The following is an 11,405-nucleotide window of genomic DNA, read 5'->3' as shown; positions in this document are numbered from 1 at the left end:
CGGCCGAGGCGGTCACCCGGCCCCGGCTCCTCGCCGCCCCGGACCGGGCCCTGCCGCTACGGCGCCTGCCGCCCGGGCACGTCGGCGACTACGTCGCCTGGTCCCTGGTGGGCACCACGCTGCCGGGCGCCCTGACCTGCCCGGGGTCCTCGGGAGCTGATCAGCTCCCGTACGAGACACGCACCTCCTTGAAGCCCAGGGAGCGCAACAGGCCTTCGAGCATGCCGGTGGTGTTCGACTCGGCGCGCGCGGTCAGCTCGCTCTCCTTCGCCGCGTCGCCGATGTGCCGCACCGCGAGCTTCTGCACGGCCTGCTCACCGTTGGGGTTGTCCGAGAAGAGGTCGCCGAGGCGGTCGAAGAGACCGCGCTGTTTGGAGACCGCGTACGAGCGGGCGGGGTCGAGGGCGGGCTTGCCCAGCTGCGCGTGCGGCAGCCGGAGTGTGGCGGACGTGCGGTCGCCGTTGACCTTCACGTCGTTCTCGCCGACCTTGCCCAGGTCGACATAGGCGTCGACGGTGCCGGCACCGACGTACAGGGTGCGGGTGCCGCGGATCGCGTCGGGCAGGAGCTTGGCATCCTTCTCCAGGTCCACGACGACCTGGAAGTTGCCGGAGGCGGCGTCGTAGCGGCTGATGTCCTGGACGGACTTCAGCAGTGCGGGACCGGACCGGTCGTGGGTCTCGGTGCCGAACAGGTCCTTCAGGCCCGGGAGCACGCTCAGCCGGAGCCCGGCGAAGAACACGACCAGCACCAGTACGAGCGCGGCCACCACCTTCGCCCAGCCGGGCATGCGCCTGGGGAGGCGCTTGACGGGAGTCGTCATGCGACGGCCCTCCTTCCTACTGTCCGGATGCCCGCCACACCCCCTGCCAGACCGCCGAGTTGAGGACGGGACGACTCCCGCGGAAGCACGCGGGGCGCACATCCGTCAGGGGCGGGACGTCGCCTCGGGCTGCTCCAGGGCGGCGTCCAGCGTCGGCTGCGGAGGCAGCAGCCGGGACAGGCCGGTGATCCGCAGGACGCGCAGCGTCAGCGGATGGGCACAGACGAGGAGCACATGGCCCCGCCGGTCGAGCACCCGGCTGCGGGCCCGGTACAGCAGCCGCAGGCCGGAGCAGTCGAAGAAGTCGATCCCGCTGAGGTCGATCACGATCCGGGCGGCGGGACGGCCGGTCTCCCGGTCCAGGTGCGGGGCGATCTCCGTGGCCGCGGCGAGGTCGATCTCGCCGCGGAACTCCAGCACCGTGTGTCCCCGTTCCTGGCGGACGCGCAGATGCCGGGTGAGCGGTGCAGGTTCCTGCCGCACGACGCGATCGCCTCCAGCCTGCTCCGGTGCGTGGGGAGGGGCGACGGCCTCAACGCCGTTCCCCGCCGGTCAAGTTACCCTCCAACGAGTGAATTTGAGCATGTTCGATTGACATATGTCTTTGAATTCCGGCCGAGTTGGCCGAGGTTCACGCCGGGGCGTGCGCGGGCGTGATTCCGGGGCGCGTCGTGGCGGGCCGGCGGAACTACGACAGGGCGTGCCAGGCCTTGGTGAGCGCTTGACGGAACTGCTCGGTCTGGTGCGTGGTGAGGTCGCGCACCATCCGCTCCTCCAGCTCCCGGACGGGCCCGGCGTGGCGGGCCAGCAGCTCGCGGCCGGAGTCGGTGAGCAGGATCAGCAGCTCCCGGCGGTTGCGGGGGTTGCGCTCCCGGCGCACGAGTCCGCGGCCCTCCAGGGAGCGGACCAGGTCCGCGATGGACTGGGCGGTGACGAAGGAGTCGCGCGCCAGCTGGGCCGCGGACAGTCCGTCGTGCCGTTCCAGCACGGTCAGCGCCGTGTACTGGAGAGCGGTGATCCCGGAGGGTCTGACCAGCTCGTCCAGATGGGAGCGCACGACGAGCTCCACCTGCTTGACCATGTAGAGCAGGGAGGGGGACGCCTTGGTCACCTGTGTGTCGAGCATGGAGGCAGGCTAGACCATTGACAGGAAACCTGGCCGTGAAGAGACTGCGCACAGACAGGAAACCTGTTTGTTGAAAACTTGGCGACGACGCTGAGGAGTGGCGATGACCACCTTCGAGAGCACACCCGGGCAGCTGTTCATCGGGGGCCGATGGCGCGAGGCCGCAGACGGGGCGCGCACCGAGGTGATCGACCCCTCCCGGGGCAGGGCCGTCACCACCGTCGCCGAGGCGGGCCCCGCCGAGGTCGACGCGGCCGTACGCGCCGCCCGTGAGGCCTTCGACGACGGCGCATGGTCCGGACTGAGCGGTCGCGAGCGCGGCCGGGTGCTGCAGCGCGTCGCCCAGCTGATCCGGGAGAACGCCGACGAGCTCGCCGCACTGGAGAGCCTCGACGTCGGCAAGCCGATCTCGCTGTGCGGCGCGGTCGACGTCACCAACGCCGCCAACGACTACGAGTACTACGCCCATCTCGCCCAGAGCCAGGACGGCGCCCTGCGCGACCTCCCCATGAACGCCCTCGCCTACACCATGCGCGAGCCCCTGGGTGTGGTCGCCGCGATCACCCCGTTCAACTTCCCGCTGATCCTGGCCGGTTCGAAGCTCGCCCCGGCGCTGGCGGCCGGCAACACGGTCGTCCACAAGCCGGCCGACGAGACGCCGCTCAGCGCCCTGTACATGGCCCGGCTGCTCCAGGAGGCCGGCGTCCCCGACGGGGTGGTCAACGTCGTGACCGGCACCGGTCCGGTGGCGGGGGAGGCGCTGCTGCGGCACCGGGGTGTCGACAAGGTCGCCTTCACCGGCTCCACCGCGATCGGCCGGCACGTGGCGAGCGTCGCCGGCGAGGCGCTGAAGCCCGTCACCATGGAACTCGGCGGGAACGCCGCCCACATCGTCTTCGAGGACGCCGACCTGGAGAAGGCGGTCGGCTCGGTCATCAAGGGATTCGTCTTCAACACCGGCCAGTTCTGCATGGGCGGCCCGCGCCTGCTGGTGGCCCGGTCGGTGTACCCGACCCTGCTCGGCATCCTCGCCGAGGCCGTGCCCGGCGTGCCGGTCGGCGACCCCCGCGACCCGGCCACGGTCATCGGCCCGATGGCGGCCGAGAAGCACCTGAAGAAGGTCGAGGAATACGTCGCCCTGGCCCGCATGGAGGGCGCCCGCATCGTCTGCGGCGGCGAGCGGCTCGACCTCGACGGCGGCTACTACTACAAGCCCACCGTCATCGCCGACCTGGCGAACGACTCCCGGGTGATCCAGGAAGAGATCTTCGGGCCGGTCCTCACCGTGCAGCCCTTCGACGACGAGGACGAGGCCGTCGCCCTCGCCAACTCCACGCCGTACGGCCTGGCCTCGGGCGTCCAGACCAGCCACCTCGCCCGCGCCCACCGGGTCGCCGGCCGGCTCCAGGCCGGCATCGTCTGGATCAACGACTGGGCGATGCTCGACCCCGCGGTGCCCTTCGGCGGGGTGAAGGACTCCGGCTACGGCCGTGAGTACGGGCCCGAGGCCCTCGCCGGTTACACCAAGGTCAAGTCCGTCGTCGTCTCGCTCGACTGAAACACCGTCAAGGAGTCATCGCGATGCCCACACCCACCCGTGCCGCGGTCGTCGAGTCCGGCGGCGCGCCCTTCACCCTCTCCGACGTCGTCCTCGACGCTCCCGGCCCGCACGAGGCGCTGGTCCGTATGGTCGCCACCGGCCTGTGCCACACCGACCTGGGGGTGGCGAGCGGCGGACTGCCCTTCCCGCTGCCCGGGGTCCTGGGCCACGAGGGCGCGGGCGTCGTCGAGGCCGTCGGCCCCGCCGTCACCGGCGTCGCGGCGGGCGACCACGTCCTGCTCTCCTTCACCTCCTGTGGCGACTGCCGCAACTGCCGCGGCGGGCATCCCGCGTACTGCGCGACCTGGCTGCCGCTGAACCTGATCGGTGGCAGCCGGGCCGACGGGACGAGCACCATCAGCCGGGACGGCGAGAGCCTGGGCGGCCACTTCTTCGGCCAGTCCTCCTTCGCTGAGCTGGCACTGGCCGATGAGCGCAGCCTGGTCAAGGTCGACCCGGACGTGCCACTCGAGTCGATCGCCCCACTGGGCTGCGGCGTGCAGACCGGAGTCGGGGCCGTGTGGAACGTCCTGAAGCCGGAGACCGGCGGCACGGTCGTCGTCCTGGGTGCCGGAGCGGTCGGCCTGTCGGCGGTGATGGCGGCCGCCCTGACCTCGGCCACCTCTATCGTCGCCGTCGACCGGGTCGCCGAACGCCTGGCCCTCGCGACGGAGCTGGGCGCCACCCACACGGTCGACACGAGCGGGACGGACCTCCTCCAGGCCCTCGCCGAGATCACCGGCGGGCAGGGCGCGGACGGGGTCGTGGAGACCACCGGCCATGTCGGTGTCCTGCGGCAGGGCGTCGACGCGCTGGCCGCCCGCGGCACCCTGGTCGTCGTGGGTGCCCCGCCCTTCGGCACCGAGGTCGCCCTGGACGTCAACGGCCTCCTCGGCGGCAAGCGGATCGTCGGCCTCACCCTCGGCGACAGCGAGACCCGGGCCATGATCCCGGCCCTGGTCCACCTGGTGAAGGAGGGCCGGCTCCCGCTGCACCGCCTGATCGGCACCTACCCCTTCGAGGACATCGACCGGGCGGTCCAGGACATGCGATCCGGCAAGACGATCAAGCCGGTCCTCACCTTCTGACACCGCCCGCCCGGTGCCGGTTCAGTCGTTCAGCAGCACCAGCTTCCCCGTCGTGCGGCCGGTGTCGCCGAGGGCGTGTGCCTCGGCGGCCTCGGCCAGGGGGAAGGTGCCGGCGATCGTGGCGCGCAGCTTCCCCGTCCCGACCAGTTCCGCGATCGTCTCCATGCCGCCGCGGTCGGCGTCCACCAGCATCCGCAGCGCCCGGACGCCGAGCCGCTCGGCCTCCTCGTAGAGCTCGTCCGAGCCGCCCGGGAGGATCGACACCAGGACCCCGCCGGGGCGCAGCACGCGCAGCGAGCGCAGGGAGTTGTCCCCGCCGATCGTGTCCAGCACGACGTCGACGTCCTTCACGGCCTCGCTGACGTCCGTCTCGCGGTAGTCCACCGCCTCGTCGACGCCGATCTCGCGCAGGAACGCGTGCTTGCCCGCGCTCGCCGTGCCGATCACGTACGCACCGTGCGCCTTGGCGATCTGCACCGCCACGTGCCCGACCCCGCCGGCCGCGGCGTGGATCAGCACTCGCTGCCCCGGCCGGAGGCCCGCGTGCTCGGTCAGCGCCTGCCAGGCGGTCAGCGAGACCAGCGGCAGCGCGCCGGCCTGGGTGTGGTCGACGGCGGCCGGCTTGCGGGCGAGGGCGCGGACGGGGGCGATGACGTACTCGGCGTGCGAGCCGTGCCCGTACGGGTAGGGCAGCATGCCGAAGACCTCGTCACCGGGTGCGAAGGCCACGACGCCGATGCCGACCGCCTCCACCACGCCGGAGACGTCCCAGCCCAGGACGAAGGGCGGCTCGCCCAGGAACCCGCCGGTCGCGCGGTGCTTCCAGTCGGTCGGGTTGACCCCTGCGGCCCGCACCCGGACCAGTACCTCGTTCGGCTTCGGTACCGGGCGCTCGATCTGCACTTCCGTCAAGACCTCGGGACCGCCGAGGACGTCCTGGCTGATGGCTCGCATCGTGTTCTGTGTGCTCATGGTCCACCAGCGTGCCCGTCCCCCACACCACCCGCCAATGGCAAAATTGCCACCATTCGATAGGATCGTGCCATGCGACGTGAGCGAGTGGTGGTCCTGGCCCTGGACGGGGTGTACCCCTTCGAGCTGGGCATCCCCAGCCGGATCCTCGGCGCGGCCGACGGCCGCTACGAGGTCCTCACCTGCTCGGTCGACGGCCGTCCGGTGCGCACCGACGCCGACTTCGGCATCACCGTGGAGCATGACCCCGAAGCCCTGGCCACGGCCGACACGGTGGTGATCGCGCCCGTGGTGCCCTCCCACCTGGCCGACGAGGTGTCCGACGACGTCCTGGCCGCGCTCGCGCTCATCCGCCCCGGCACCCGCATCGTCTCGATCTGCACCGGCGCCTTCGTCCTCGCCGCCGCCGGCCTCCTCGACGGGCGCCGGGCGACCACCCACTGGCAGGTCGCCGACCGGTTCCGGCGCATGTTCCCGCGCGTCGACCTCGACCCGGACGTGCTGTTCGTCGACGACCATCCGTTCCTCACCTCCGCCGGGGCCGCCTCCGGCGTGGACATCTGCCTGCACCTCGTCCGCAAGGACCACGGCAGCCGGCTGGCCAACAGCGTCGCCCGCCGCTGCGTCGTCCCGCCCTTCCGGGACGGCGGCCAACTCCAGTACATCGAGCAGCCCGTTCCCGAGCAGGGCGCCGCGAGTACCGCCGCCACCCGTGCCTGGGCCCTGGCACGCCTCGATGAACCGCTCACTCTCGCCGAGCTCTCCGGCCACGCCCGGATGAGCCAGCGCACCTTCGCCCGCCGCTTCCATGACGAGGTGGGCCTCAGTCCCGGCCGCTGGCTGATCCAGCAGCGTGTGGTCCGGGCCCGGCATCTGCTCGAATCCAGTGATCTGACAGTGGACCAGATCGCCGGCCGGGTCGGCTTCGCGACCGGCGCGTCCCTGCGTCAGCACCTGAACGCGGCGATCGGGGTCTCCCCGCAGGCCTACCGCCGCACGTTCCAGATCGCCCGCTGACCTCGGCGTCCTCGGCGCACGGCACGGTGCGGGGCGTTCCGTGCGGCGTGGCGCGCCCAATTCCTCTGACAGCAAAGCCATTTGTCGACCTGTTGTCTTCTGTCGGAGCGTGACGGAACCCTCACGTCCGGCAGGTGGCCGCAGTTGATCCTTTCGGGTCCAAACCCGATAAGGTTCCCAACAGCGCTGCGAGTTGACCCGATCGCGTCCGGTCGACTTTGCGGTGCGTACTCATGAGTGCGGTCCACACACCCCCCCTGTTCGTTCGTGTTGCTTCGAAGGATGCAGATGGAACTCGCCACTCCGCCACCGGCGGCGCGGGCCCCTGTCGCCTGGTACAGCTGGTGGTTGATGCCGCTGGGCTTGGGAGGCGGGACCGTTGCCGCCACGTTCATGAGCTCGGAGCGAATAACCGTGGCCGTCGCCGGCGTCGCGGCGACGGCTGCCGGCGCCGTGTGCGTACGCCTGCTGCTGCGCACCCGGGCCCAACTGCACCGTGCGGAAGGCTCCTTCCGCACCACGCAGGCCGAGCACAACCAGCAGTGGCAGCAGCATGTGGCGGGACTTGAACGCAAGTTCGCCGCCGATCGCGCCGGCCTGGAATCCCAGCTCAACGAGCAGAACGCGACGTACGAGCGGCGCCTGGCCGACCAGAGCGCCACGTACGAGTCGCAGCTCGCCGACCAGAGCGCCACGTACGAGTCGCAGCTGGCCGAGCGGTCCCGGGCCTATGAGGAACGGCTGACCGAGCAGGCCACGTCGTACGAGGCCCAGCTCGCCGACCAGGCCGCGGTCTGGCAGGAGCAGCTCTCCCACCAGCTCGCCGCGATCGCCCGGCTCGCCGACGAGCAGCTGCCCGACGCGATGGAGAAGCTGCGTGCCGGCGACGCCATCGACGACCTGTTGCCCACGGTCAACCAATGCGCCAAGGTCAGCTCGGAACTCCAGGCCGAACTGCGCAAGCTGCTGCGCACCTCCCTGATCGGGCTGGAGGCGGAGTTCGACCGCTCCACCTCCGCCGAGCAGGCCGTGATCAGCATCGGCAACCGCATCCACGTCCTGACCAGCAAGCTTCGCGGCCGGCTGCACGAGATGCAGGGCGAGCACGGCCGGCTGCCGGCCGTCGCCCGCGGTCTCATGGAGCTCGACCAGGAGCTCGGCCCCGCCGACTCGCTCGCCGCGAGCATCGGTGTGCTCGGAGGCTCCGACCGGCCCGGCCGGCAGTGGCAGGAGCCGCAGCGGCTGCTCAGCGTGGTGCGCGGCGGCATCGGCCGGATCAAGGACTTCCACCGGATCCAGGTGCGCCACCTGCCCGAACTCGGCGTCGACGGCGGCCTCGTCGACCACCTCACGCTGATCCTGGCCCACCTCCTGGACAACGCGGCCCGCTACTCGCCACCCACCGAGCCGGTGCTCATCTCCGGCAAGGAGGTTCCCAACGGCGTCGGCATCGAGATCCAGGACTCCGGCAAGGGGCTGAGCGAGGAGAAGAAGCACGAGGCCGAGCACGCCCTCGCGGGCACCGCGCCCGGCGCGGGCCTCGGCGGCATCACCGAGGACGCCAACATCGGCCTGCGCGTCGTCGGCGCCCTCGCCCGCCGCTACGGCATCCGCGTCACCTTCGCGGACTCGCCGTGGCTCGGAACCTCCGTGGTGGTCGTGGTCCCGCACAAGTACTTCAGCCCGCTGCCCACGGCCGCGACCGCGTCGGCCGCGCCCGCCCCGGAAACCCGCGCCGCCACCGCCACCGCCACCGCGGCCCCGGCTCGGGAGACGGCCACCGTGCCCGAACCGCGGGCCGCGCAGGCGGAGACTGGGGAGACCACTCCCGGCGGACTGCCCCGGCGCCGCAGCAAGCGGAACGAGACGGAGGCGTCCAGGCCGGCCGAGCGGACCGACCGGGGCACGGTGGCCGCCGTCCCGCCGGACGCGTCCTTCTCGGGTCTCGCCGCCTTCGCCACCGCCGGACGCGACGCGGCGGAGGCCTCCGAGGCGGCCGGCGACCGCGACACCCTCGCCGGCCGCGAGTACACCGAGCACCGCACCGAAGAGAGCGACTAGTCCCATGACGCAACAAGGAACAGATGTGAGCTGGGCGCTCCGCGATCTCGTCGAGAGCATCCAGGAGATCCGCTTCGCCCTCGTGGCCTCCAGCGACGGCAAGGCCATCACCTCCTACGGCGCCGAAGACCCCGACGACGTCGACCGCTTCGCCGCCGTGGTGGCAGGCCTGCAGGCCCTGGCCCAGCCGGTCGCCGAGCAGTTCCCCAAGTACGCCGGGCAGCTGCGCCTCGCGATGATCGAGGTGGACGGCGGGCACCTCTTCGTCGTGCGCGCGGGTGTGGAGACGTACCTCGGCGTCCTCGCCAGGGAGGGCCTCGACCAGGGCCTGCTCGGCCACCAGATGAGGGACCTGGCCCGCAGGATGGGTGAGCTCCTCGGCACCACTCCGCGCCTGGAGGAGCACTCTGGATGAGTGCTCCCCGCAGGCCGTCGGACCCGTCCGGTCTCGAGCGCTACTACGTCCTCACCGGCGGGCGCAGCGGACCGGGCGGTTCGGCGTCGAGCCTCGACGTGGCGACCCTCGTCGTCTCCCGCGCCGCCCCGTTACCGGGCATGCAGCACGAGCACGAGGAGATCCTCCGCCGCTGCCGCGACCCGCTGTCGGTCGCCGAGCTCGGCGCTCACCTCGGGCTCCCCTTCAACATTCTCGCGGTGCTGCTGTCGGACCTGCTGGACGCAGGTCGCGTCGAAGCCCGTAACCCCATCCCGGCACACGACGCCGGCCGCGGGCCCGACCTCGCGCTCCTTGAGGAGGTACTGAGTGGACTTGAAAGGCTTTGACCAACCCGGAGGCTCGGCCGGGGACACCCGTTCGGTGAAGGTGATGATCGCCGGCGGGTTCGGCACCGGGAAGACCACCATGGTCCGGTCGGTCAGCGACATCAAGCCGCTCACCACCGAGGAGACCCTCACCCAGGCCAGTGCCGACGTCGACCATCTCATCGGCGTCGCCGACAAGACGCAGACCACCGTCAGCCTGGACTTCGGCAAGATCGGCATCAACGAGAGCCTGGTGCTGTACCTGTTCGGCACGCCCGGGCAGGAGCGGTTCTGGTTCCTGTGGAACGGGCTGTTCAAGGGTGCGCTCGGTGCGATCGTCCTGGTGGACACGCGCCGCCTGGAGTCCAGTTTCCGGGCGATCGAGGAGATGGAGCGGCTGGAAGTCCCCTTCGTGGTCGCGCTGAACGTCTTTCCCGACTCGCGGAACTACCCGGCCGAGGAGATCCGGGACGCCCTGGACATCCCCGAGCACACCCCGGTCGTGGCCTTCGACGCCCGTGACCGGGCCTCCAGCCGGGACGTCCTCGTCGCGCTGATCCACCATCTCAAGGAACGCTCGGCCGTGGCCCTGGAGCCCCGATGAACGATCAGACCGAACCGAGTCTCCAGGCCATGCGGGGATGCCCGGTCGCCCACCACGGGGCCGACCTGACCCGGCTGTACGGCCCGGACGCCGCGACCGACCCGGCGGGCATCTACGAGCGGCTGCGCAAGGAGCACGGCTCGCTCGCGCCGGTCCTGCTCGAAGGTGACGTGCCCGCCTGGCTGGTCCTCGGCTACCGGGACAACCGGCGGGTGCTCGACAACCCCCGCCAGTTCAGCCGGGACGCGCGGATCTGGCGGGACTGGCGGGAGGGCCGCATCGAGGAGACCTCGCCGATCATGCCGATGGTCGGCTGGCGCCCCGACTGTGTGTCCCAGGACGGCGAACCGCACCGCAGGCTGCGCGGCGCCGTCACCGACGGGTTGCAGGCGGCGACCACCCGGGGCATCCGGCGGCACGTCACGCACTTCGCGAACAAGCAGATCGACGCGTTCGCCGACGCCGGGCGCGCCGACCTCGTGGCCGACTACGCCGAGCAACTGCCGATGCTCGTGCTCACCAGGATGCTGGGCCTTCCCGCGGCGGACGGGCTACGCCTGATCGAGTCGTGCGCCCAGGTCTTCAAGGGCGGTGAGGGCGCCCTCGAGCACAACGACCGGATCATGCAGATCCTCGCGGAACTCGCCGAGCGCAAGCGGACCGAGCCGGGTTCCGACTTCGCCACGGCCCTGCTGGAGCACCCGGCCGGCCTCGACCACGACGAGGTCGTCAGCCATCTGCGCCTGGTGCTGATCGCCGCGCACACCACCACCAGCAACCTGCTGGCCCGGGTCCTGCAGCGGGTCCTCACCGACGCTGCCCGGCTGACCGGTCTGGTCAGCGGGGAGCTGGACATCTCCTCAGTGGTGGAAGAGGTCATGTGGGACACCCCGCCGCTGTCCGTGCTGCCGGGCCGGTTCGCAACCGCCGACCTGGAGCTCGGAGGCCATCACGTCCAGGAGGGAGAACTGCTCGTCCTGGGCCTGGCCGCCGGCAACCTCGACCCGGAGGTACGGCCCGACTCGGCCGTCGCCGTGCAGGGCAACCAGTCGCACCTGGCATTCAGCGCGGGACCGCACGAGTGCCCCGGGCAGAACATCGGCCAGTCCATCATCGAGATCGGCGTGGACGTCCTGCTGCACCGGCTGCCGGACCTGCGCCTGGCCGTACCGCCGGAAGAGCTCGGCTCGACCGCCTCCACGTGGGAGTCCCGGCTGGACAGCCTGCCGGTCGAGTTCGCCGTCTAGTGCCGCGGCGGGCAACGTTTGCCCGTTGAGGAGCGGCGTTTGGTGCGTGCTCTCGGCGTGGCGGCCGGAAGCCCTCGTACTGGACGTACTTGGGGTTTCGGCCGG

12 protein-coding genes are annotated in these 11,405 nt (G+C 71.4%); 8 read left to right on the top strand and 4 right to left on the bottom strand.

The genetic code is table 11. From position 1 onward, the window contains the following. Nucleotides 1-160 precede the first annotated feature (160 nt). The 3 genes from ABZ281_RS18480 to ABZ281_RS18470 all read right to left on the bottom strand — a co-directional run bounded on the left by ABZ281_RS18480 (nt 161) and on the right by ABZ281_RS18470 (nt 1,949). A complete protein-coding gene (locus ABZ281_RS18480) occupies nt 161-823 on the bottom strand; it encodes a DUF4230 domain-containing protein (protein ID WP_356656722.1) in 663 nt (220 codons plus the stop codon). Between the two features lie 105 nt (nt 824-928). After that, nucleotides 929-1,306 (bottom strand): anti-sigma factor antagonist, encoded by a 378-nt coding sequence (locus tag ABZ281_RS18475; RefSeq protein ID WP_356656720.1) that lies wholly within the window; start codon nt 1,304-1,306, stop codon nt 929-931. Nucleotides 1,307-1,511: 205 nt separating this feature from the next. Beyond that, nucleotides 1,512-1,949 carry a MarR family transcriptional regulator gene (locus ABZ281_RS18470; RefSeq protein WP_356656718.1) on the bottom strand — a complete coding sequence of 146 codons (438 nt, stop codon included), beginning with the start codon at nt 1,947-1,949 and terminating at the stop codon, nt 1,512-1,514. A 103-nt stretch (nt 1,950-2,052) separates the two neighbouring features. Between ABZ281_RS18470 and ABZ281_RS18465 the strand changes: the two genes are divergently transcribed. Beyond that, nucleotides 2,053-3,507 (top strand): aldehyde dehydrogenase family protein, encoded by a 1,455-nt coding sequence (locus ABZ281_RS18465; RefSeq protein WP_356656716.1) that lies wholly within the window; start codon nt 2,053-2,055, stop codon nt 3,505-3,507. A 23-nt stretch (nt 3,508-3,530) separates the two neighbouring features. Next, the gene (locus tag ABZ281_RS18460) at nt 3,531-4,637 is read left to right on the top strand and encodes an NAD(P)-dependent alcohol dehydrogenase (RefSeq protein ID WP_356656714.1); all 1,107 of its coding nucleotides are present in this window, start codon (nt 3,531-3,533) and stop codon (nt 4,635-4,637) included. Nucleotides 4,638-4,658: 21 nt separating this feature from the next. Here ABZ281_RS18460 and ABZ281_RS18455 read toward each other — a convergent pair whose 3' ends face one another. After that, complete coding sequence (locus ABZ281_RS18455) at nt 4,659-5,609, bottom strand: NADP-dependent oxidoreductase (protein ID WP_356656712.1); 951 nt, start codon at nt 5,607-5,609, stop codon at nt 4,659-4,661. Nucleotides 5,610-5,681: 72 nt separating this feature from the next. Here ABZ281_RS18455 and ABZ281_RS18450 point away from each other — a divergent pair, with 72 nt between their 5' ends. From ABZ281_RS18450 to ABZ281_RS18425, 6 genes are all read left to right on the top strand, one after another. Next, complete coding sequence (locus tag ABZ281_RS18450; protein ID WP_356656710.1) at nt 5,682-6,626, top strand: helix-turn-helix domain-containing protein; 945 nt, start codon at nt 5,682-5,684, stop codon at nt 6,624-6,626. A 288-nt stretch (nt 6,627-6,914) separates the two neighbouring features. Beyond that, the gene (locus tag ABZ281_RS18445) at nt 6,915-8,687 is read left to right on the top strand and encodes an ATP-binding protein (RefSeq protein ID WP_356656708.1); all 1,773 of its coding nucleotides are present in this window, start codon (nt 6,915-6,917) and stop codon (nt 8,685-8,687) included. A gap of 4 nt (nt 8,688-8,691) precedes the next feature. Then, nucleotides 8,692-9,102 carry a roadblock/LC7 domain-containing protein gene (locus ABZ281_RS18440; protein ID WP_003994857.1) on the top strand — a complete coding sequence of 137 codons (411 nt, stop codon included), beginning with the start codon at nt 8,692-8,694 and terminating at the stop codon, nt 9,100-9,102. After that, on the top strand, nt 9,099-9,470 hold the full coding sequence (locus ABZ281_RS18435) for a DUF742 domain-containing protein (protein WP_033308582.1): 372 nt from the start codon (nt 9,099-9,101) through the stop codon (nt 9,468-9,470). The genes ABZ281_RS18440 and ABZ281_RS18435 overlap by 4 nt, the downstream gene beginning before the upstream one ends. After that, nucleotides 9,451-10,053 (top strand): ATP/GTP-binding protein, encoded by a 603-nt coding sequence (locus ABZ281_RS18430; protein WP_356656706.1) that lies wholly within the window; start codon nt 9,451-9,453, stop codon nt 10,051-10,053. Before ABZ281_RS18435 ends, ABZ281_RS18430 begins: the two co-directional genes overlap by 20 nt. Continuing rightward, nucleotides 10,050-11,300: a cytochrome P450 gene (locus ABZ281_RS18425; protein ID WP_356656704.1), complete on the top strand. Its 1,251-nt coding sequence runs from the start codon at nt 10,050-10,052 to the stop codon at nt 11,298-11,300. The genes ABZ281_RS18430 and ABZ281_RS18425 overlap by 4 nt, the downstream gene beginning before the upstream one ends. The last annotated feature ends 105 nt before the right edge of the window (nt 11,301-11,405 follow it).

This window comes from Streptomyces sp. NPDC006265 (genome assembly GCF_040613555.1).
Taxonomy (GTDB): Bacteria; Actinomycetota; Actinomycetes; order Streptomycetales; family Streptomycetaceae; genus Streptomyces.
The sequence above is the reverse complement of the archived record's forward strand: the minus strand, read 5'-3'. Positions and strand labels throughout refer to the sequence as shown.

Excerpts from the sequence above, each read along its gene's own strand:
- ABZ281_RS18465 (WP_356656716.1), top strand. The coding sequence starts at position 2,053 with ATGACCACCTTCGAGAGCACACCCGGGCAGCTGTTCATCGGGGGCCGA.
- ABZ281_RS18425 (WP_356656704.1), top strand. The coding sequence starts at position 10,050 with ATGAACGATCAGACCGAACCGAGTCTCCAGGCCATGCGGGGATGCCCG.
- ABZ281_RS18440 (WP_003994857.1), top strand. The coding sequence starts at position 8,692 with ATGACGCAACAAGGAACAGATGTGAGCTGGGCGCTCCGCGATCTCGTC.
- ABZ281_RS18450 (WP_356656710.1), top strand. The coding sequence starts at position 5,682 with ATGCGACGTGAGCGAGTGGTGGTCCTGGCCCTGGACGGGGTGTACCCC.
- ABZ281_RS18455 (WP_356656712.1), bottom strand. The coding sequence starts at position 5,609 with ATGAGCACACAGAACACGATGCGAGCCATCAGCCAGGACGTCCTCGGC.
- ABZ281_RS18460 (WP_356656714.1), top strand. The coding sequence starts at position 3,531 with ATGCCCACACCCACCCGTGCCGCGGTCGTCGAGTCCGGCGGCGCGCCC.
- ABZ281_RS18480 (WP_356656722.1), bottom strand. The coding sequence starts at position 823 with ATGACGACTCCCGTCAAGCGCCTCCCCAGGCGCATGCCCGGCTGGGCG.
- ABZ281_RS18435 (WP_033308582.1), top strand. The coding sequence starts at position 9,099 with ATGAGTGCTCCCCGCAGGCCGTCGGACCCGTCCGGTCTCGAGCGCTAC.
- ABZ281_RS18470 (WP_356656718.1), bottom strand. The coding sequence starts at position 1,949 with ATGCTCGACACACAGGTGACCAAGGCGTCCCCCTCCCTGCTCTACATG.
- ABZ281_RS18445 (WP_356656708.1), top strand. The coding sequence starts at position 6,915 with ATGGAACTCGCCACTCCGCCACCGGCGGCGCGGGCCCCTGTCGCCTGG.